The following is a 22,025-nucleotide window of genomic DNA, read 5'->3' as shown; positions in this document are numbered from 1 at the left end:
ATGAAAGCAACAAGGTTGTCGAATACACAACAACCTTATTTACTTTTCTAATCGATCTACATTCTGCATAATATTTTGGAGATTATTTTCATATTGCTCAAGTTGTGGACGTTGTGTTTCTGAAGCTACCTCTAGTGCATTTTGAATTTGTTCATATGCTTCCTGAACCTCTTGGCGTAACTCTTTTAAATCATGACCGTAGTTAGGGTCATTTTTCACAATATTATTAAATGCATTTTCTGCTTGTGTAACTCCTTGCTGTGCCGCTTGAAAGGCTTGTTGCTTATCTTTATGATATGGCATTATATAATCCCCTTTCTATAATTGTTAGTCCCCTTTATCTTTACCTTTTTTTCTAAAAACATTCTCGTATAAAATCGTCAACTTCTCTCATTCTAAAAAGAAAGAGGAGGTGTCATATACAATGGGTAAAAACAATCGTGAATCTAAAGAAAAAAAAGGACAACCAGAACCATTAAGCGGATCTCATAAAGTGAAAAACCGTAACCATTCACGCCAAAAAAATCATGCACATCATGATATGTAATAAAAAACATTCACATACCGTGCACATTCAACATAAAATGTTTGTATTTCATCATTTATTCTTCACCTCTGTTTCATTCATGCATAACATGATATGAATTGATATTTTACGGAGGGTGTCTTACATGGGCAAGAAAAAGAAGAATTGTCTTTTTCATGTTGATGGTTTCGAAGAATGGATGGATCAATTTTGTTCCGATTCTTATAGTAACTTTAGCTTTCCAAATCAAATTTACATCGATCTTTGCGAAACCGAAGAAGAATATATTTTGGAAACAGATGTACAAAATGTCACGGAACAAAATGTACTCATTAAAAAGTTAGAGACAGGCCTAGCTATATGCATACTTCATAAAAACATTTCCTTGCAACGAACAATCCCTTTACCTACTACTATCATTTATAAAAAGATGCTAGCCTGCTTAGAAAACGGATTTTTAGCCATTCATATTTCCAAAAATGAAGTTGCTGATAAGCATGAAAAGAAAGTTCTTTTTTCAAATTAAGAGTTAATATAATACAAACTGAGCCCCAGTTGGTTACTGGGGCTTATGTTATTTCGCATGCATTCCTATATTAGAATTTCTATCATATCTTTTTTTCGATAAACCTTTTGTAACTAAAAGCACAGGAAATGCCACAGTTGAAAATATAGCTAGTGCTGAAAATACTACAAACCCATTTTGGTAGCCGTAGTAATCGAGAAGTACTCCTCCAAACCACGGACCTATTACTGCTCCAATTCCCGAAAAGCCCATCGCACCGAAGTATGTTCCTTTTAGATGCGCAACAGCAATATCATCAATAAATACATCCGTCATCGAAAACATTAAGACTTCTCCAATTGTAAAAATAATTGTACAAACGGCAGCACCTAGCATAGATTCTACTATTCCAAAGCCAAATAATCCCCCGCTCACAAATAAAGTCCCAACCATAATTGATGTTAACGGTGTATACTTTTTGCACATTTGAATAACAGGGTATTGGATAATCACTACAACAATTGCATTTAAAGCGAGCATATATGAGAATAGCTTCACTCCATCCTCAAATATATGTGCATTTGCAAAATATTGAGATACTGTGGTCGTTAAATGTGAAAAACCACAATTACTCAAAATAATACCGACTAAAGCAACTAAAAATACTATATCTTTTCGCAATATACGCATTGCATTTAGCATTGTAACAGGTTTTTCTTTATTCACTTTCTTTTTTTCTATTGGATACTTCTTAAATTGGAACGCTAATATAGCTGTATATAAAATATATACCCCAGCTGCTACTAAAAAAGGAATTGTAGATTTTGCGCTTCCGATTTGTAATCCGACAAGTGGGCCAATCGCTACTCCAACATTGATTGCACCATAACGCAAATTATATACGAGTAAACGATACTCTGGTTTCGTTAAATCTGATAATAATGCTCTTGATGTTGGCTCAAAAAACGACCTACATAATCCATTTAAAGCGTTTAATAAAAAGAAACTTAAAACATGATCCGCAAGTGAAAAACCTATAAACACAAAAATCCAAACGATCATGGACCAGAGCATAATCGTTTTCCGGCCAAATCGATCTGATAAATTCCCTCCGATAAAACTAGCAAAAACACCTACAAGTGCACTCGTTCCAATAATAGCACCAGTCATTCCAGCTGATACACCTTTAACAGTCGTTAAATAAATCGCTAAAAAAGGGATACTCATTGAAGTTGCAAACCTAGCAAACAATGTCCCTAAAATAATACTCATTCCAAGCGGATGAATATGCTGTAACTTCCCCTTCATCGTTAAACCTACTCTCTCTATTTTCACAAAAAAAAGAAAGCAAAGGATCTGCTTTCTTTTCCTTTTTCTATACTTGAGCTGTTGATACCCGAGTTGTTCTCGTTATGTCCATATCAATTCCATATGTGAACTGTAATTCTTTACACACATCTTTAATTAAGATTGCAACATTATACTTTTCATTAAATTGTAAAACTATGTTTTCTACTTCTTCATATGTATACTTATATTCCCCTGTAATGACACTTTTTAGATCAAAGCATTCGTTAATACAAAGTTGTACAAGTAGCTGATCATATTTCTCTATTACATCTTCTTTCTTCCAAAGTAACTCTTTTACATATAATCGATCAAACTTCACACTTTCTCGATTACAATCCGTTAAAATCCGGGTCATTTCGTTTAATTCTCGATATAATTCGGAAATATTTCTACTTAAACTAAGCAGTTTATCTACGCCGTTTTCATATAACATATTTATTCCACCCCCGCATTTTCTTTCCCTTATTATAGCAAGAAAATTCTAAAAATAGTTTCTTTCTTCTGAAATATTAGGAAACTAATTTCAATTGCATTACAATGAAACTAGTTAATGCGAGAGGAGAAAGAAAATTGGAGCACAAATTATATTACACTGACGCTTATAAGCAAGACTTTACTACTAAAATTATAAAGCAAGATTATGATAAAGACGGTAACTTATACGTTGTTTTGAATGAAACAGCATTTTATCCGACAGGTGGCGGACAACCATATGATACTGGTACATTAAATGATATCAATGTAATCAATGTAGAAGAGATAAACGGAGAAATTCGTCACTACATTGCAGAACAATTACATACAGAAGACGTAGAAGGTAAAATCAATTGGGAGCGCCGTTTTGATCATATGCAACAACATGCAGCTCAGCACATTTTATCTGCTGCTTTTTGGGACCATTTTAACATGCCTACAATTGGATTCCATCTTGGTAAAGAAACAGTAACAATTGATTTAGAAACAGAAAATCTTCATGCAGAAACGGTTGAAAAAGCAATACAAATTGCAAACAAAATTGTTTTTGAAAACCATCCAATCCGCATCCAGTGGATGGACTTAGAAGAAGCGAAAACGTTGCCCCTTCGTAAAGAACCGACTATGACAGAAAATATACGGGTTGTTATTATCGAAAACTTTGACTACAACGGCTGTGGTGGAACGCATCCGAAACGAACTGGTGAAGTTGGTCCTATTCAAGTACTAGGATGGGAGCGCAATAAAGGTGGTATACGCTTAACGTTTATCGCTGGTTGGCGTACACTTAAATTAATGGGACAACAGCAACAAATTATGAAAGATGTTTCTAAACAATTAAACAGTAGCGAAAATGATATTCCAGCAAAAGTGGCGCAACTGCTTACTTCTCAAAAAGAAAACGAAAAAGCAATACAAACAATGAATGAAAAATTATTATTTGCAGAGGCAAATGAACTACTTCTACAGCCTATAAAAATTCATGCTGACATACTTATTTCTAAAGTATTTACAAATCGTTCTATGCAAGAAATCGCAAAGCTTTCCGCTATTATTACAGAACAACAAGAGCATGCAATTACGTATTTCGTCATCGAAAATGATGACAAACTACAATGTATTCTCGCTTGCGGAAAATCAGTATCACTCGATATGAATGCTCTTTTAAAAGACGCTCTTCCTACAATCGAAGGAAAAGGTGGCGGAAATAAGAAGAGTGCTCGCGGTGGCGGGAAAGCAATTATGAGCGGAGATGAATTTTTAAATCAGCTTGTTTCTTCTTTACAGTCGGCGGTGTAAAGCATTTTTAGTAAGGATAGCTAACAGCTATCCTTACTCTATACTTACAAACCAATATTTTGTTTCAATCCTTGGTAACTCCCTGCATTTGAAAAACCTTCACTTATAAGAGTTATAAAAGTTTCCGAAAAACCATAATGACTTAAATCTTTAATCGGCACCATTTGCACATCATGAATTGGATTATGATCAAATTCATTAGAGGGTAACATAATTTCCCCTGTAAGCTTTTCAAGTAGAAATGTAATATGTAATAAAGATGGACTGGCATCCGGTTTATCACAAACATAGAGTAGCTTCTTAATTTTAACTTCTAATCCCGTTTCTTCTCTCATTTCTCTAATCATCGCCTCTTCTAACATTTCACCATTCTCCACTCTTCCTCCAGGTAAAGACCAATTCCTATTAGCAACTTTTTGCTTTACTAGCAATAATTTTTCACCTTCAATTAAAATTCCCGTAACACGAACTTGCATTACATTTTCCATATGTAATCTCCTCTTCCCATTATATTTACAAATTAACCCTTCCATAAAAAGAACGTACGTTTTATAATTGAAGAAAATTATGGAAGAAAGTAGTTGTTACATTCATGCGTCCACCTTTAACAAAGTCTATATCACTTGAAGATTTCCAAAACTATTATTGGTTAAAAGCAGAACTCCAAACATTTTGTCGTGAACATGATTTGCCAGCTAGTGGCTCTAAGATCGAAATAACCGAGCGTATCTCACATTATTTAACTACTGGTAAAATATTAAAAAACAGCTCTGTTCAAAAGGTGAGTAAAGCTTCCCTATCCTATAAAGACCTTTCTCTTCAAACGATTATTACTAACAATCACCGCTGTAGCGAAGATGTTCGTGCTTTTTTCAAAGAAAAAATCGGAGCAAACTTCCGCTTTACAGTAGCTCTTCAAAAGTTTTTTAAAGACAATGTTGGAAAAACATATGAAGACGCGGTAGCTTTTTGGCATAAAGAAAACAAACGAAAAAAAGACCCTACATACAAAACAACTATCGGTGCACAATTTGAATACAATCGCTTTACTCGTGACTTTTTCGAAGATCCAAATAATAAAGGGAAAGCAAAAGCTGATGCGATTGCTGCTTGGAACGAAATGAAAGCGAAGCCTGGTAGTAATATTTATGTTCCTCAAAAAGTAGAAAACTAGTTACCTCGCTAGTCTTCTACTTTCTCAAATAATAGCGCAATCCCTATCCCGCCTCCAATTCCTAATGTAGCAATTCCATATTTCATAGACTCTCTTTGTGCCTGATAAAACAAACGTGTTACAAGCATAGCACCAGATGCACCGTACGGATGACCGAGCGCAATTGCTCCACCATTTACATTTACTTTTTCGTACGGAATTTGTAACTCTTTTGCGCAAGCAACAACTTTTGAGGCGAATGCTTCATTTATTTCAAAATAATCGATGTCCTCTACTTTTACATTCATTTCGTTTAATAATTTGTTCACCGCAAATATCGGACCAGTCCCTGGAAGCTTGGGATCCACTCCCACTACAGCACTACGAACGAAACGAAGGACAGGTTTATAACCTAACTTTCGGGCTTGTCCCTCTTCCATTACAAGAACAGCACATGCCCCATCATTTACACCACATGAATTACCTGCCGTCACTGTTCCATTTTGTAAAAATGCGGGCTTTGTTCTTTTAATGATTCGTTCATAATTCATTTCTGGCTTTATAGATTCATCTAATAATCCATTAAAAGAAAATATTTCATCATGTATATATCCTTTTTCTAACGCTTGCAGTGTCCGCTTATAACTAAGACAAGCATACTCGTCTTGCATTTCTCTCGTTATATTATAACGCTCCGCAACATATTCAGCCGCTACTCCCATGTCAGGATCACCAATTTTTTCAGGTGAAAATCGTGCTCTTTTTTGAAAAGGTGACGTACTTGTACTCTCTACTCCCCCGGCGATATAACACTTACCTGCCCCGCCTTGAATGAGATGACACGCAGTTCGAATTGCTTCTAAACCAGCACCACATTGCCGATCAATCGTTACACCAGGAATATGATAGCCAAGTCCCGCCTCTAAAGCAGATAGTCTCGCAACATTCCCTCCTGGCCCAACAACATTACCTAATATGACATCATCTATTTCCCTCTCAATCCCTTTACTTAAAAACGTAAGAAGCGGCGTTGTTAATTGCTGAACTTCATACTCTTTTAACATCCCATTCTTCTTACCAATAGGTGTTCTTTTCGCCTCTACAATAACTGCTCTATTCATATATTTTCTCCCGGTTTTCAATCATACTTTTTGCTTCCATACGAGCGATTTTCCCACTATTTGTATAAGGTATTCCATCTACAAAATGCCATTCTTTCGGTATTTTAAAAGAGGATAATCTCTGTAAGCAAAAACTCTTTAATTGTTGTTTCGTAGCACTTCCTTTTACGATCGCGACGGGCTTTTCACCCCAGTAACTATCTTTCACACCAATTACAACTATTTCATCAACAGCTGGGTGTTCATGTAATACACTTTCTATTTCTTCTGGATAAATATTGATTCCTCCAAATAAAATCATATTCTTCTCTCTACCAACAATATATATAAAGCCTTCTTCATCTTCATAGCCTACATCTCGCACTGTCATCCAGCCTTCTGCATTCAACTCCCGTGTTAAAACCCCATCTATTATGTATCCCATAAAAAACTGATCACTTTTCACATAAACAGTTCCTATTTCACCTTTTTGTACTTCTTCGCCTGCTTCATTACATATTCGAACTTGCACATTATGACAAGGTTTTCCTACTGAATTTGGCCTTCTTTCGCTTTCTGCATCGACTAGTGCTGTTACAAAACTTAACTCTGATGCACCATAAAATTCATATCTTTTCGCATAAGGAAATATATTCTTTATTTTTTCTTTCGCTTCAGCTTCCCATTTCGCTCCTGACGAAATAATTTTCACTTTATTTTCTATTAATCTACTTTCTTTATATAAAGATTCAAGCATTGTCGGAACTGTATACATAACTGATATATTTTCAGTTTCTAACTTATCTAATACTTGATTTGGAAAGAACTTTCTCATAATGTGCACTGTTTGTCCTACATATAATGCACTTATTGCGCCGTATAAAAAAAGAGAATGAACGAGTGTCCCAGCTATTAAAATAGAATCTTCTTCTTTCATATGAAAATCATGTATATTGCAATCGAAACTATGAACCCACGATTGTTGCGCACGTAAAAATGCTTTTGCTTTGCCAGTTGATCCTGATGTGAATCCCATATAAAAAGGAGCATTTTGTACATTTTTTACGGACTGATATGTAGGAAGATAGTGCTCTATCATTCTTTTCCACTCATCAATTTCTATTACTCTTCCTTCTTCACCAGGTAGATTATTTACCTTATATCGCTCTGTCACAATCACATCCGGATTACTAATTGCAATCCTTTCTTTAAGCTCATCCTGTTTCCACCTTATATCTAATGGTACACAAATCCATCCGGCCATAGCGGCACCAGAAAATAGTTGTAAAAACTCTATACGATTTTCTAATAGGATTGCTATCGTTTTATTCTTCGATTCTTTTTCAGCCAACCAGTTTGCTACTTTACACACTGACTCAAACCACTCTTTATATGTTAAAAATCGATCATTTTCCTTTATTGCTATTTTATTCGGTTGTAAAGAGGCATAATTTTTATATTCTTTTGTAATCCCCATTTGAGACGTCCTTTCTTGACAAAATAATAAAAAGAAACACGTAATGAACGTGTTTCTTCTCTTTCTTATCCCGCTTTTGTATATTTCCCACTCTTTAAAGCTGGCGTAATAATATGTTTCAATGAACGATGTAATTTTGTTACAAGAATTGCTGCTATAATTGCTTTTATGCAATCCCCTGGTAAAAATGCGACACTTACTTTCATCGTCTGCCATATAGAAATATCCATTACGAAAGCTTGTACAATAATACCAAATACATAAACTACGAAAATACCACCAATTATATTAATACATAATACCTTTATTATAGAAACTTCACGTAAACGCTCAATTAAATAACCAATGACAAACGCTCCAACGATATAACCAAGTAAATATCCTGCACTTGGCCCAACAAATACACCAAGGCCACTGCGTCCACCAGCAAGTAATGGTGCTCCAACTCCTACAATAAGTAAGAAAACTAGCTGACTTAATGCACCAAGACGTGATCCTAATAGTCCACCAGCAAGCATAACACCAAGTGATTGTAATGTAATTGGAACTGGTGTAATAGAAAGAGCAATTGGAGGAATTAACCCTAACACTCCCATAATAGAACTAAATAAAGCGACGAAAACTAAGTTTTTTGTATTCATATTTGCTTCTCCTATTTGTAAACTTAAAATGTTTTTTAGATAACATATTACAGGAGTTATATTATCTTTCCGCCTATCATTTGTCAACCTGTTTTTTAAATCAGTTTACAAATATAAATTCAATTATTTCTCTTTATGCAAATGCTCAAGTTCTTTCCGAAGCGCCTGTTTTAAAAACTTCCCAACAGATGTTTTCGGTATTTCTTCCATAAATACAATATCGTCTGGTAACCACCACTTCGCAAACTGTGGTTTTAAAAACTCATATATCTCTTCTTTCGTTACTGTACTATTCTTCTTTTGAACGACGCAAGCAACTGGGCGCTCTTGCCACTGCGGATGAGGAACGGCCACGACAGCCGCTTCAAATATAGCATCATGTGCCATTAAAGCATTTTCAAGGTCAACTGAAGAAATCCACTCTCCTCCGCTTTTAATCACATCTTTCGTACGGTCAACAATCTTTACGCAACCTTCCTCATCCACTGTTACAACATCTCCTGTATATAACCACCCATCTCGAAACCCTTCGACAGTACGATCATCGTTATAATAGCTTTCAGCGATCCAAGGTGCTCGTAAACATAATTCTCCCATCTCAGTACCATCCCACTTCACTTCACCATTTGTACCGACTACTTTCATCTCGACACCAGGTACAAGATATCCTTGTTTAGAGCGAATTTCTAGTTGCTCTTCATACGATAATTCCGTTTCATAACTTTTTAAACGTGCAAGTGTTACGAGTGGACTCGTTTCAGTCATACCATATGCATGTATGAACGGAACATTATGTTTCTGTTCAAATGCTTTAATAACACTTTTCGGCGCCGCTGCACCTCCGCATAGTATTCTCGTCATACTAGATAAATCGTAACTATTATTTTCTAACTCTTGTAATACGCCGAGCCAAATTGTCGGCACACCCGCAGCTAACGTCACTTTTTCTGATTGAATCATCTCTAATAAAATTTTCGGAGTAAACATCGGTCCAGGAAGAACTTGTTTTGATCCAAACCAAGTAGCAGCGAAAGGAAGTCCCCAAGCATTCACATGGAACATCGGTACAATTGCCATCGCCGCATCACTTTCCGATAAAGCAGCTGTATCCGCTAAACCGAGTGCCATGCAATGCAGCACAGTACTACGATGCGTATATACAACACCTTTTGGATTTCCTGTAGTCGCTGACGTATAACACATACCAGCAGGTGTATTTTCATCAATATCTTTTACAAATTGGAAATTTGGATCGCCTTCTTCTAATAGCTTTTCATAATGATATACAGGTTCTAGCGTAGTATTTGGAAGTTCATCTTTATCAGTCATAATAATGTAAGCTTGTACAGTTGATAATTGTGATTGAATTTTTTCAACAAACGGTACGAGATCTTCATCAATAAGTAGAATTCGATCTTCTGCGTGCTGAATAATGTATGAAATATGTTGAGGAGATAAACGAATATTAATTGTGTGCAAAACAGAAGCAATACCAGGAATAGCAAAATATGCTTCCACATGCCGATGATGGTTCCATGCTAACGTTCCTACACGTTCACCTTCTTTAATTCCAAGCTTTTTCAACGCACTGGAAAGTCTTCTCGTTCTTTCCCCTAACTGCTTATACGTTAACGTTGTAACTGTATCATGTGTCCGTGAAACAATTTCTTTCTTCGAAAACAGTTTCTCTGCTCTTTCCATCATAGAACTAATTGTTAGCGGTACATTCATCATCATATTGGTTATGTCCCCCTTTAAAACGTTTTCATTTTTTCGTTTATTATAACAGACTTCTACAAATGATTACGACATTTTTCTGTATTTTCTGAATTATTCCTTTGGAAATAAATCTAGAGTAGAAATTCCAGGGTGTTTACATAAAGAAGTATATTGCGCTATATACCACTTATAAGTTCGGGATTTACGGATTTGAAATTTCCAATGGTTTGTTACCTTATTTATAGGATCTAGGTGGGATAGCAAAATGGGCAATAGGGGTATTTGTCAAAACTTATTTTGCGGTCCATCTTCAAATTCCACCTCCAATTTATAAAGGTAAGGGGATAATTATGAAAAAACAAGCAATCACTGTCATTGCAACCGTGTTAACGTATTTTTTATTTTCAAATGTAGGACATGCTCAAGAAAAACCTAAGCAATATTACACCGTTTTATTAAAAGACCCATCAAAATTAGACCAAGGCATTACCGAAATAAAAAAGAAGGATGGAGAAATTACTTACACTGTCCCGGAGATAGGACTCATTCAATTCAAAGGAGATACACAAGTGTCTACAAATCAATCTCCTTTATTCGAATCAGTTAATCCTTCTTTGCAAGTCAAAACACCAGAGATTTCTCATTCCATAAAGATACCTAATTTATCTAATTTTTCAACAAAAACCTTAGATACAAACCTACCTCCCTTATGGGATATGCAGTGGGACATGAAGGAACTTACTCATAATGGAGAAAGTTATAAAAAGGAAACTGGCTCTCATAATGTGGTTGTTGGAATTATTGATTCGGGAGTCGATGTGGATCATCCTGACTTAGTAAAAAACCTTATTCCCGGATCTAAAAATTTCGTTCCAAAAGGAGGATTGAGAGGTACTGAACCTGAAGAAACAGGCGATATTAATAATATCAATGATATCAACGGCCATGGAACTCTCGTTACTGGATCTATTGCTGCAAATGGGGAAATAAAAGGTGTTGCTCCTAATACGGGAATCAGAGCATATCGTGTATTTGGAAATAAATCAGCTGATGCAGCTTGGGTCATTAATGCCATCATCGAAGCAGCTAAGGATGATGTAGATGTCATCAACCTTAGTCTTGGTTCCTATTATGTAAATGGAAAAGTCTATGAAAATGGAAAACTTGTAGACAATGGATGGGCAGAAGTAGAAGGTTACAAACGTGCTATAGAATATGCCAATCAACGTGGTAGTATAGTAGTAGCTTCTGCAGGAAATGATTCTATAAACGTGGCTAATAAACAGGAGCTAAATAACTTTCTTAAACAAAAATATGAAAAAGAGGGTAAAACATATACTGGTGTAGGAATAGAAGCACCTGGGGAATTACCAGGAGTAGTAACAGTATCGTCTACTGGTCCAACTGGACAACGTTCTGTATTCTCTAATTACGGAGAAGGATTCATTGACATATCTGCTCCAGGAGGAGATTATCGTTTGTGGCAACAATATGGCGAAGAGGTATGGTGGAATACTGGTCTTTTCCGACAAGAAGAAGTACTGACAACTTTTAATACTGGAAGATACTTATTTGCCGCTGGAACATCGATGGCAGTTCCGAAAGTATCCGCTACACTAGCTCTAATTATCAATCACTATAATTATAAAAATCAACCAAATCGATCAATTTCACACCTTTACAAAAATGGAATAAAGAAAGATATAGCACCTGATAAAGCTTCTTGGGGGTACGGACAGCTGGATGTATATAATGCTATTAAATAACGGAGAAGGAACTATGACAATTCATAGTTCCTTTTTTTATTACTAAACAGAGCGTGTATCGTGAATGAAATCCGAGCTCCTTGAATCTCATTATTTTCAGCATGAATTTCTCCACCATGTTTTTCAACCAATTTTTCTACAATATACAAACCTAGTCCATGATGTAGTTGATTTGACCTTGAAAGATCCCCTTGGTAGAATTTACTAAATAAAAATGGAATATCTTTAGTATTAAATCCAACTCCAGAATCCGAGATAGAAAAAGACATAACGTCTTTTTTCACCTCCACTTGCACATTAATCCTTCCTTTTTTTGGCGTAAAGCGAATACTATTAGAAATAATATTCGTCAGAATTTGATGCAAGCGATTTGGATCAAGTGCAAACTTAAGATTTTTTTCTTCTGGTTTAATAAGTAAAGTATAGGTTAATTGGATATCTTCATTTTTTGCCAATTCCTTAAACTCTTCAAGCATTTCTGGAATCATTTCAGCTGGAGCTATATTACAAATCATAAGAGTGAAATCAGGGTTATCCACTTCAGAAATTCTTCTCATCTCTTCGGTTAAATGTAATACTCTTTCGGTATTATTCTTTATTGTTTGTAAGTAGTGATGAAGTCGTTTTTGATTATTTGGCATGGGCTCCATTAATACTTCTACATGAGACAAAATAATAGTTAGCGGTGTTCGCAAATCATGTGCAATGGAAGCAACCATATCCCGACGTTCCTGTTCTAATTTCCATTGAACATATAATGAATTTTTTAATTCTTCCTTCATACTGTTAAATGAATCAATTAATATACCTATTTCATTTTCACTTTCATATTTTATTTCAAAGTCTAAATCTTTGTTTTTAATTTTTTGTGAGGCCATTATTACTTCTTTAATAGGTTTATTCAATTGTTTTCCTAAACGTTTAGCTAATAGATAAGAATAAAGCGTTAAAAATATAAAAGGAATAAGAAAAGCAATAATAAAAACATATTCTATGTAATAATCAATAGATGCAGCTAGTATGTATCGTACAGCAAGCACACCAACTAGTTGATTATTACTCATAATTGGAATGTATTTTGTAATTAGTTTACCATTTTGAGTAGAGGTATTTATTTTATGATACACTTCTTTATCGTTTTTCAATAATTCATCACTCAATGTACCATATAACCTATTTCCATTCGTATTCATAACTTGATAAGTAATTCCTTGCATTGGAATCACTTTCTCTATTTTTTTTTGATAGGATAAATCTACTATTTTATCTCCATTCATTTCTACAAATTTTTCAATGCTAGGCACTTGTTTTTCATAATGGTTGGCAGGTAAAACAGATTTTTCATTATAAATAAAAAGAAAAGAGTATATTAAAATTAACGTACAAACCGTACTGACAATACTTAAAAATATTACAGCTGCAAATGTTAGAATAAATTGGTTTTTCAACGATAATTTTTTTAACATTAACATTTCTCCAACTTATAGCCAACTCCCCATACGGTTTTAATATGGTAAGTTGACATACCCAAACTTAATTTAGCTCTTAAGTTATTAATATGCACTATTATTGTATTGAGATCTCCTACTGCATCCAATCCCCAAATTTTCTCATAAATTTGTTCCTTAGAAAAAATTTGTCCTAAATTTACCGTTAAAAGCTCTAATATTTTAAACTCTTTACTCGTTACATCTATTTTTACTCCATCAATAAAAACATCATGCTGTAAATAGTTAATGGTCAAGTTTCCTAAGAAACGTTGATTTTGCAAGTTTACACGTTCTCTTTTCTCACGCCTCAAGTGGGCCTCCACACGTGCGATGAGCTCCTTAACTTGGAATGGTTTTGTAATATAATCATCTCCACCTAAAGTAAAGCCTTTCACTTTATCTATTTCTGAATGTTTAGCACTCAAAAATAGAATCGGGCATTTTATTTGTTCACGAACGACCTTACAAAATTCAAAACCGTCCATTTTTGGCATCATAATATCTAAAATGACTAAATCAACTTGTGTTTTCAAATGATTTAGAGCTTGTTCTCCATTGTAAGCCTTGAGAACTTTATAACCCCGATCACAGAATATATCAGAGAGTACATCTACAATTTCTGACTCATCATCTACAACAAGAATCGTTCCATTCAAAAAAACACTCCTCTCTAGTTTATTTTAAAACTCTTATTATTTTGTGAAATATATTTTCTTGCTAATTAATATTCTTTTCATGAACAACCTTCTTATAATAAACGTGGTTTGAAATGAAGCAAAATACCAATTGGAATACCAAGAAAATAAAAAATATTAATATTATTGAGTAAATTTTAAATCCTCCCAATATATTTTGCAAGGCATAGATTGCTATGAATAGATTTATTCCCCCGAGAATAATTGGTACAAAGAAAATTATTGCAATTTGAACTCTTAATGTTTTTTTTATTTCATTGAAATTCAAACCAATTTTTCTTAAAGCGTGAAATATTTTTCTATCATTAGATATATCTTCGTATAACTTAAACCAAAGAAGACTGGATAAAGCAATTAGCAAGATAAAACCAATAAATAATGCTATTATCCATAAAACTGAAGTTAATTGAACTGTATTTTCATAATGAAGAAGACGAACGCTGGACTGTTCCTTTATCTCTAAAGGGAGTGCCTCAAATAAAGTTTTTAGTGCACTATAACTCTTATTATCTTCCTTGAAATCTAATGTATAAAATGAAACATGTTGAGTAGGTAATATTCCCTTCTCTAATTCATTAAGTATATCTGCTGGTACAAAAACTACATTATCTATCCCAGATACCGGGTTTATCGCATGTCCTTCAACTACATTTTTTACTATCAATTTTGTATTCCCTTTATTTGTTTGGATATTCAACTTATCGATATTAGCATTTTTTTTACTAAATAACAGGTTATCTTTTTTTGTTTTTGTCCAGTTCTTTATAAAGAATGAATCTGTTTGTAGTATAAGAGTTTGTCCTTCTTCCTTTGATGATTTCAGTAATACACCTTCCCATTTTTTCTTATGAAATCCCTCAACCTCTCCTTTGAAATTTTTTTCTAAATCAGATTCTAATGTATTCTCTTGTTTTTTATCAACAATAAATACAGCTGGCTGTGGGTGGCTACTTCGCATTCTTTGATCATTCAACTCCGAATATAAATATATAGAGCTGATTAATATCATTATCATTGATAAGAATATTGAAACAAGAAAGATGATTTTAGCATTATAATAAAGTTTTTTCCTTAGACTTATAAATATTAGCATTCGAATGCCATTTAAATGTTTTTTTTCTTTATTAATTAAATACGATACAGTTCCTACTAATCCGTGTGAACAAAAAAGGTACGTCCCTAACAATAAAAGAGCAGATAAAGGCAAAAAAGAAAATAATAGTACAGGTAAAGTTGCATAAAGGATAAAAACATACGAAATAACCAAAATTAACAGGGAAATTATGAATTTCTTCTTAGAAAACCTAGGTAAATCTTTTGTTTTTTTTGTCTCTTGAAATAACTCCAAAACAGAAATGCGTCCAATTTTATAATAACTACGTAATGAAACAAAAAAGAATAGAACTCCAAACAAAATAACTGTAAAAAAAGTAGCAATTGGAGAGAAGAAATAGGAAAATGACTCACTTAAGAAGAGCGATTTCCCGATGAATTCAAAAAAGCTTTTTGATAGTGCTATACCAAGTATAATTCCAATTACGATAGAAATTGCTCCAATTATCGTATTCTCTAAGAACCTGTTTAGAATCTATGGTATAATCTGTACAAAAAGGATATTTTCTATGATACATAATTATACAAGTAACGTTTCACGTGAACAGTTTGAACTCATTCGAGAAGATTTGGAAAACGCACGTAAAAGGACGCGTCCACGCACAGTTAATTTATATGAGGTATTCTGCGGCGTACTATACGTGCTTACCACAGGCTGTCAATGGCGCAATCTACCATGTGACTTCCCAAACTGGCAAACTGTTTATTTCTACTATCAGATTTGGCGGAAAGTAGACGAGAATGGCATAAGTCTTCTCGAAAAAGTGCATAAAAAAATTGGTTGAAACCTATCGCGAGCAAGGTGGACGTAAGAATGAGACAAGTTTCTGCATCGTAGATGCACAAAGCGTGAAAAACACATGGATAGCTGGTGAAAAGGGTTATGATGCCGGAAAGAAAGTGTCAGGAATCAAACGTCATATCGCTGTAGATACGGACGGTCTCATTCATGCAATTGATGTAACAACTGCGAACATAACAGACCGAGAGGGCGCCATCCAAATGTGTGAAAGGCACAAGAAAACATTGGAAAAAGTAACAAATATACTTTGTGATGGAGGATATATAGGACCATCCTTTGCGTAATCAATAAAAGAAACGATTGATTGTTCAGTTGAAATCATCAAATGCTCTGAACTTCACAAATTTGTCGTGTTACCAAAACGCTGGATTTTGGAACGCACCTTTGCCTGGTTGGAAAATTACCGTAGACTATGGAAGAATTGTGAACGAACACTTGAAAATAGTAGACAGATTTGCTTATTGGCAGGTGTGGCAATTTTATTGAAAAGATTTTAAACAGGCTCTTACGCTTCTTTATTTCGTACAAGAGACGTTGGAGGTATCTGGTAGGATCATTGTTTCTTATCATATCTTCTTATTAGATATGATGGGATTTATCCAAGGAGGACTGGTTTTATTATGAAATGGTTTTACGGCTCGTATGTTTAGGATTTCTTGGTGTAATAACATCTGAAGTAGTGTGCTACATTTTTGATTCGGATCAAGAAAACGGAAAGTACGCAAATGTTGTCTTAGCTTTTGTAACAAATATCGAATCTTTTTCATTCGATCAAGTGTGTGTGAAGGTAGAGCAGGGTTGTTACATTGTGTAGTGCACCTTACTATGTCAGGATGATGAATGGTAATATTTTGAATAAGCGCATGGGAAATCCAGAATGATTCATATAGGGTATGAGTTATTTCTTTTTGTTCATATGGATCGTAAGAATCTTGAGATACCATTTCTCGGCAAAGTAAACAGGAGTGCTCTATATAAAAGAGAGTTGCATCCAACATGGCCTGTGTAGGTGAGGAATCAAGAGGCGCCATTTCTACACCACCAATACGAAACAAGATTAGTCATTACAGTGACATTTGTGAATATTGGGTTGACATGTACATTTTTTTTGTAGCGGTGGTGGGTGAGAATTCCCACTTTTGCAATCGCAATTAAACCTTCTACAAGGTACAGATGGGCATCTTGTTGGCTGGCAAGGATAACAAGTTTGTTTACAGCATGGTGTATGTTCTTCATATGATTTACAGGGTGTGCAGTGTTCTGGATTTTCTACATCTTTTATAGCGTTAACTTCTTCTAATTTTAATTGTAGCAATAGCTGAGATTTTACAATTGTTTTTAATGTAGCATTCACACTTTGATTGATAGCTATATATTCGCAAAAATTTCGTTTTTTTTGTTTCATGAAATGTTGTAATTTTTCACCTTCTGCATTGAGTATATGTGATAAACCAATTTCCTCCATGGCAATGGAAGAGAGTAATAAGTTAATGACTTCTTGTCGTGTTAAAGAGATATCAGGTGTGATATCAGGGAGATTAGGAAGAGACATATTCTATTTCGGCCTCCTTTTATAAAAATCAGGAAAAAACAATATATTAGGTTGAAAAACAGCGTGCGGTAGGTAAAATAATAAATGGTTATTTATGGTAAATTTATTTATTTTAAGGTGAACTGTACCAGAGTCGTATACAATTGGCAGATTACCTATTTGTATCCCCTCATTTTTCTATATATAGTATGTGGTTGCGGTCCTAATCATGTTAGTCTATTGGTGAGAGTGATATTAAGTCAATAAAATAGACACAGATAAATTTAATTATGCAGTCTCCAAATCGTAAGTATGTTCTTTTTCTGTCGGAGATAAATAACCATTCGCTGAATGAATTCTTTTACGATTATAGAAGATTTCAATGTATTCCCAAATATCTTGCTGTGCTTGGGTATGTGTTGCGTATTGTTGCTAATAAATACGTTCTTTTTTCAAGACACCATGGAATGATTCGATACAAGCGTTATCATAACAGTTCCCTTTTCTACTCATGCTACATTGCATTCCATACTGTTGTAATTGTTTTTGATAATCATGGGAAGCATATTGACTTCCTCGATCAGAATGATACAAGACTGAACCTTCCGGTTTTTGACGGAAATAAGCTTGTTGTAAAGCCTTCAATACTAATTTTTTGTCATCGTACAATTAGCATGCCAGCCCACAATTTTTCTAGAATACAAGTCCATCAGACTTGCTACATACAACCATCCTTCTTTCGTCGATACATAGGTAATATCGGCTACCCAAACTTGATTTAGCTTTTTTACCTTGAATTGACGATTTAACACATTGTCCTGTATCGGATAAGAATGTTTGGAATTTGTAGTAGCTTTATATTTTTTTACAGTTCTTGATTGTAATCCCTGTTCTTTCATGATTCTGGACACTGTTTTTTGTAAGATTTACTTTCCTTTTTGACATAAGACAGACGTTACTTTGGGACTTCCCTATAAACAACGCGATTCTAGGAAAATACGGTGGATTTCTTTGGTTATTTGTTCTCTCTGTATTTGCCTAAGGCTTTTGGTGTGATGTTTCCATTTGTAATATCCGCTTCGGGATACATGTAGGACTTGGCACATCTTCTCCACTCGGTATGTGAAGCGATGTCGATGGATAAACTTAAATTTTATCGATGGTCTTTCGCGAAGAAGTGCATCACCTTTTAAGATTGCATTTTCTGCCTCTAAATCTCGAATACGTCGCTCCATTTCATTTGTTTTTTTGTCCTCAGAACGGAACGCTCGTTGCTGTATCACCGCGAACTCTTGTTTATATTTCTTTACCCAACCGTGAAGGGTATTCACTGAAATTCCTAATTCTCGGGCAACTTGAGCTACAGCTTTACCCGTTTGTCAAACATGCATTACTCTTTGGCGTTTAAATTTTTCTCCATATTGTTTTATTTTCCCCATGTAGACACCTGTTATGAAGTGACCTTTGTCAATAGTTTTTCAACCACAATATTTTTTCTTGATGGCACACAAAAGCTTCAGAAATAAGGTTTATCGACAGTTAACCACTCTGTTATTCGTGGATTGGTTACCTCAGGTTAATGGTCCGTCGTTAGGCTCTTATCATCTCGTTACGTGGTTCACATCTTTTCACATTCTAATAAATAGCTTGTTTATCAGAATTTCAGCTGTGCCAGAAAGGTGTCAAAATAGATAGCCAGACCTGTAATTCATTATCTCTGAAGCTCATCTATACCATCAATCGATTGATACTTTGGGTCTCTAACTATGAATGCAGCCCCTTCATATCCCTTTTTGATTTTTTAAATTTTTCCTGTTTCTAATCCCCAGATAAAACACCCAAGTTCTCTTGCAATCGCTGTAATGGCAACATTTCTGGGCTTCCCTGTTTGTCTTGCTTTCACTCGTTTCGATTTTAATCCGATTGTTCCTTTTACTAAAGCATTTGCACATTCTACAAGCATAGACCTAACGGCCGAATTGCCTTGCTTTGTAATCGAAATTCGACTAATTTTCTCTCCACTTGAACTTTCGATTGGCGTCAATCCTAGATAAGCCATAAATGCTTTAGCTGTGGGAAAATGAGTGAAGTCTGCAATTTCTACATAAACATTCATTGCTGCTGTTGTGTCTATCCCTTTTAAGCATCTTAACTTTGCGATTGGTTCTTCGTACCTTTCACGATGAGATAATTCTTCTAACCTCAGACTGAACCGCTCAATTTTATCAACTAGAACCTCATACTGTAATAGATACTCGCCTAACGTTTCTTTGAATAATCCTTGTAAATCAAGGTTCCTTACCCATTTCATATAAGTGATTGTCCAGCTTGATATCCCTTCATACACATAGCCATGCCTTAAAAGGAATGCCTTTATCTGTTGTTTGATTTTCTTCAATGATGTTTTAAAATCACCTAACATACGGATATACTCTTTCACGGCAACATCCTCTTCTTCTGGAACATATACTTCTTTGTAGGTGCCATTCGCTAAATTAAGAGCAATCATTTTGGCATCGAATTTATCATTTTTCACCATTTTGTTTTTTGATGAACTGTACATTGTTGTGGGAGCTAAAATATCACAATCAATTCCGTTTTGTTCAAGAAGATTATGGAGTGAATATCCTAAACAACCAGCCTCATATCTAGCTTTAATGTTTATATCTTCCCTATATTTTGTTTTCAGTTTCTCAACGAATTTTTTCACGAGAGATACATTTGAAGCACATCGTGCTTCTCCTACAATTTCCCCGGTTGTTCCGTGCAACGCACATAAACTAAGGCGTTCCTTGTGGACATCCATCCCGATATAGATTATATTTTCCATAGTAGCCTCCTATTGTCATAGGGTATAAACCCATTCATAATGTTTGTTCTCACTCATTATTATGGATTAAAATCCCTGACTTGATAATCTAGGGGGGGCACTTCATATTATCTCATTCGGTTTATTTTTATTATAATAACCTGTGTCTACTTTTTAGTCTAACATCCGTATCGGGTTGGACTAATTTATCAACATTCTTACGATTTTTAATCGTAGATGGTATACACTTTTTGTATAGTTTAACGACAATTTCTAAAATTTGATTAAAAACGGTAAGGGTATTTGTATAATTATTTATGTATTTAGGAGATTGCATATCATTCACTCATTTCTTGGTCATTTTGAGTTCAATATATGCAATCTTTTTCTATTTTCCAGCACCTTTTAATATTCTAAATCAACTAGCGCCGCAGGTAGTTATAATCATTTTGTGTATTCCTGTGAGTTACTCTTTGGTTTAGAAAATGTATGTAATATCGGTAATTTGGGTTGTGAAACCCCTATTCAAGTCTCAGAGCTTGCATGGTTTTTTTGTTTTACGGAAAAAGAGATAGGAGAAGAGGTGTTCCATTTACATCTAATGTAAAAAAGGGAGTAGAGAGAATCATATGGTATATAGAACCATATCTGTATTGGTAAAAGTAAATCAAAAGATTTGATACAAGTGACAGATGCAAATAGGAAGGAGAATGAAGCATGTCGCAGCCGAATTTACCGGATATTAATCCGAATATTACTTTGACACGAGAGGAAGCAATTAATTTATTGCTGTCCTCCATTGCCATGCAAGAACTCGGTTTAGCACATATTATTAATGCAGAGGGAGAAAAGTTACAATATGCATTAGGAACTTTAACCAATAATAATTTGGCAACGCCTCCTACATTCGATCAATTAATCCAATTAAACAAAAGCGTACAATCTACTTTAAAAAGCGCCTCTGAAACGGAAATGTTGTTAAAAGGAAAATTAGAAAGTGTTATGGAAATGCCTACTATGGTTGGCCCAACAGGTCCAGCTGGTCCAACAGGACCTGCTGGATCTGTATTGACAGTAAACGGTCAAACTGGTGCAGTTGCATTAGACGCACAGGATGTCGGTGCGTTTTCTTACGCCACGACTCCTTCTAATACGGATCTCAATACCTTAACATCAGCTGGTGTCTATAGTTCCGATGGAGTATCTGGACCATCTGTTAATGGACCAAATGCCAATCCCATTTGGACAGTATATGTTTCGGTCATTGCGCCTGGCATCGGAACCCCGTCCATCTTGCAATTATTTATTTCCAATCCATCTGTATATGTGCGAAGCCAGACTGGTGGTGTTTGGAATCCTTGGCAAGCGTTTGGTACGACAGGACCCACTGGACCTACGGGACCGAGTGTAACGGGGGCAACTGGCCCAACGGGAGCAACAGGACCACAAGGAGATACAGGACCTACTGGAGATACAGGATCTACTGGAGATACAGGACCTACTGGAGATACAGGACCTACTGGAGATACAGGACCTACTGGAGATACAGGACCTACTGGAGATACAGGACCTACT

General features: G+C 35.0%; 18 protein-coding genes and 4 pseudogenes. 7 read left to right on the top strand and 15 right to left on the bottom strand.

Annotated elements, in window-relative coordinates:
* Nucleotides 1–39 precede the first annotated feature (39 nt).
* Nucleotides 40–303, bottom strand: coding sequence for a hypothetical protein (locus ACQRBL_RS17660; RefSeq protein ID WP_023522728.1), 264 nt, complete (start codon nucleotides 301–303; stop codon nucleotides 40–42).
* A gap of 121 nt (nucleotides 304–424) precedes the next feature.
* On the opposite strand from ACQRBL_RS17660, the gene ACQRBL_RS17655 reads away from it, so the two are divergent.
* The gene (locus ACQRBL_RS17655) at nucleotides 425–547 is read left to right on the top strand and encodes a small acid-soluble spore protein P (RefSeq protein ID WP_000517651.1); all 123 of its coding nucleotides are present in this window, start codon (nucleotides 425–427) and stop codon (nucleotides 545–547) included.
* A gap of 124 nt (nucleotides 548–671) precedes the next feature.
* Entirely contained in the window at nucleotides 672–1,052 is a 381-nt protein-coding gene (locus ACQRBL_RS17650; protein WP_023522729.1) for an Hsp20/alpha crystallin family protein, read from the top strand.
* Nucleotides 1,053–1,100: 48 nt separating this feature from the next.
* On the opposite strand, the gene ACQRBL_RS17645 is transcribed toward ACQRBL_RS17650, so the two are convergent.
* Together ACQRBL_RS17645 and ACQRBL_RS17640 are read right to left on the bottom strand one after the other, a co-directional pair.
* Nucleotides 1,101–2,339, bottom strand: coding sequence for an MDR family MFS transporter (locus tag ACQRBL_RS17645; protein WP_043924692.1), 1,239 nt, complete (start codon nucleotides 2,337–2,339; stop codon nucleotides 1,101–1,103).
* 67 nt (nucleotides 2,340–2,406) lie between these two features.
* On the bottom strand, nucleotides 2,407–2,814 hold the full coding sequence (locus tag ACQRBL_RS17640; RefSeq protein ID WP_000965149.1) for a hypothetical protein: 408 nt from the start codon (nucleotides 2,812–2,814) through the stop codon (nucleotides 2,407–2,409).
* Nucleotides 2,815–2,951: 137 nt separating this feature from the next.
* Between ACQRBL_RS17640 and ACQRBL_RS17635 the strand changes: the two genes are divergently transcribed.
* Nucleotides 2,952–4,154, top strand: coding sequence for an alanyl-tRNA editing protein (locus tag ACQRBL_RS17635; protein WP_153218214.1), 1,203 nt, complete (start codon nucleotides 2,952–2,954; stop codon nucleotides 4,152–4,154).
* Between the two features lie 44 nt (nucleotides 4,155–4,198).
* Here the strand turns inward: ACQRBL_RS17635 and ACQRBL_RS17630 are convergent, their stop codons facing one another.
* Nucleotides 4,199–4,642 carry an NUDIX hydrolase gene (locus tag ACQRBL_RS17630; RefSeq protein ID WP_000432583.1) on the bottom strand — a complete coding sequence of 148 codons (444 nt, stop codon included), beginning with the start codon at nucleotides 4,640–4,642 and terminating at the stop codon, nucleotides 4,199–4,201.
* A gap of 104 nt (nucleotides 4,643–4,746) precedes the next feature.
* Between ACQRBL_RS17630 and ACQRBL_RS17625 the strand changes: the two genes are divergently transcribed.
* Complete coding sequence (locus ACQRBL_RS17625; RefSeq protein ID WP_411996164.1) at nucleotides 4,747–5,328, top strand: DUF6434 domain-containing protein; 582 nt, start codon at nucleotides 4,747–4,749, stop codon at nucleotides 5,326–5,328.
* Nucleotides 5,329–5,336: 8 nt separating this feature from the next.
* On the opposite strand, the gene ACQRBL_RS17620 is transcribed toward ACQRBL_RS17625, so the two are convergent.
* From ACQRBL_RS17620 to ACQRBL_RS17605, 4 genes are all read right to left on the bottom strand, one after another.
* Nucleotides 5,337–6,428: an acetyl-CoA C-acyltransferase gene (locus ACQRBL_RS17620; protein WP_065484950.1), complete on the bottom strand. Its 1,092-nt coding sequence runs from the start codon at nucleotides 6,426–6,428 to the stop codon at nucleotides 5,337–5,339.
* Nucleotides 6,421–7,884: an acyl-CoA synthetase gene (locus ACQRBL_RS17615; RefSeq protein WP_065484952.1), complete on the bottom strand. Its 1,464-nt coding sequence runs from the start codon at nucleotides 7,882–7,884 to the stop codon at nucleotides 6,421–6,423. The genes ACQRBL_RS17620 and ACQRBL_RS17615 overlap by 8 nt, the downstream gene beginning before the upstream one ends.
* 65 nt (nucleotides 7,885–7,949) lie before the next feature.
* Nucleotides 7,950–8,525 carry a biotin transporter BioY gene (locus tag ACQRBL_RS17610; protein ID WP_023522736.1) on the bottom strand — a complete coding sequence of 192 codons (576 nt, stop codon included), beginning with the start codon at nucleotides 8,523–8,525 and terminating at the stop codon, nucleotides 7,950–7,952.
* Nucleotides 8,526–8,648: 123 nt separating this feature from the next.
* Nucleotides 8,649–10,262, bottom strand: coding sequence for a long-chain fatty acid--CoA ligase (locus ACQRBL_RS17605; RefSeq protein ID WP_023522737.1), 1,614 nt, complete (start codon nucleotides 10,260–10,262; stop codon nucleotides 8,649–8,651).
* Between the two features lie 332 nt (nucleotides 10,263–10,594).
* Here ACQRBL_RS17605 and ACQRBL_RS17600 point away from each other — a divergent pair, with 332 nt between their 5' ends.
* On the top strand, nucleotides 10,595–12,010 hold the full coding sequence (locus ACQRBL_RS17600) for a S8 family peptidase (RefSeq protein WP_411996165.1): 1,416 nt from the start codon (nucleotides 10,595–10,597) through the stop codon (nucleotides 12,008–12,010).
* A gap of 11 nt (nucleotides 12,011–12,021) precedes the next feature.
* On the opposite strand, the gene ACQRBL_RS17595 is transcribed toward ACQRBL_RS17600, so the two are convergent.
* From ACQRBL_RS17595 to ACQRBL_RS17585, 3 genes are all read right to left on the bottom strand, one after another.
* Nucleotides 12,022–13,476, bottom strand: coding sequence for a sensor histidine kinase (locus ACQRBL_RS17595; protein WP_411996166.1), 1,455 nt, complete (start codon nucleotides 13,474–13,476; stop codon nucleotides 12,022–12,024).
* A complete protein-coding gene (locus ACQRBL_RS17590; protein WP_023522741.1) occupies nucleotides 13,476–14,156 on the bottom strand; it encodes a response regulator transcription factor in 681 nt (226 codons plus the stop codon). Before ACQRBL_RS17590 ends, ACQRBL_RS17595 begins: the two co-directional genes overlap by 1 nt.
* Nucleotides 14,157–14,217: 61 nt before the next feature.
* Nucleotides 14,218–15,543, bottom strand: coding sequence for an ABC transporter permease (locus ACQRBL_RS17585; RefSeq protein WP_232357461.1), 1,326 nt, complete (start codon nucleotides 15,541–15,543; stop codon nucleotides 14,218–14,220).
* 274 nt (nucleotides 15,544–15,817) lie between these two features.
* On the opposite strand from ACQRBL_RS17585, the pseudogene ACQRBL_RS17580 reads away from it, so the two are divergent.
* Nucleotides 15,818–16,607 (top strand): annotated as a pseudogene (locus ACQRBL_RS17580) (IS5 family transposase).
* A gap of 560 nt (nucleotides 16,608–17,167) precedes the next feature.
* Here ACQRBL_RS17580 and ACQRBL_RS17575 read toward each other — a convergent pair.
* The 4 genes and pseudogenes from ACQRBL_RS17575 to ACQRBL_RS17560 form a co-directional block, all read right to left on the bottom strand.
* Nucleotides 17,168–17,662 (bottom strand): hypothetical protein, encoded by a 495-nt coding sequence (locus ACQRBL_RS17575; protein WP_242068174.1) that lies wholly within the window; start codon nucleotides 17,660–17,662, stop codon nucleotides 17,168–17,170.
* Between the two features lie 267 nt (nucleotides 17,663–17,929).
* Nucleotides 17,930–19,071: pseudogene (locus tag ACQRBL_RS17570) on the bottom strand (IS3 family transposase).
* Between the two features lie 371 nt (nucleotides 19,072–19,442).
* Nucleotides 19,443–20,471 (bottom strand): IS110 family transposase, encoded by a 1,029-nt coding sequence (locus ACQRBL_RS17565; RefSeq protein WP_411996514.1) that lies wholly within the window; start codon nucleotides 20,469–20,471, stop codon nucleotides 19,443–19,445.
* A gap of 166 nt (nucleotides 20,472–20,637) precedes the next feature.
* A pseudogene (locus ACQRBL_RS17560) lies at nucleotides 20,638–20,787 on the bottom strand (IS982 family transposase); the annotation flags it as partial.
* Nucleotides 20,788–21,422: 635 nt separating this feature from the next.
* On the opposite strand from ACQRBL_RS17560, the pseudogene ACQRBL_RS17555 reads away from it, so the two are divergent.
* Nucleotides 21,423–22,025 (top strand): annotated as a pseudogene (locus ACQRBL_RS17555) (collagen-like protein); the annotation flags it as partial.

The organism is Bacillus sp. AF62 (assembly GCF_050312695.1).
GTDB lineage: Bacteria > Bacillota > Bacilli > Bacillales > Bacillaceae_G > Bacillus_A > Bacillus_A cereus.
The sequence above is the reverse complement of the archived record's forward strand: the minus strand, read 5'-3'. Positions and strand labels throughout refer to the sequence as shown.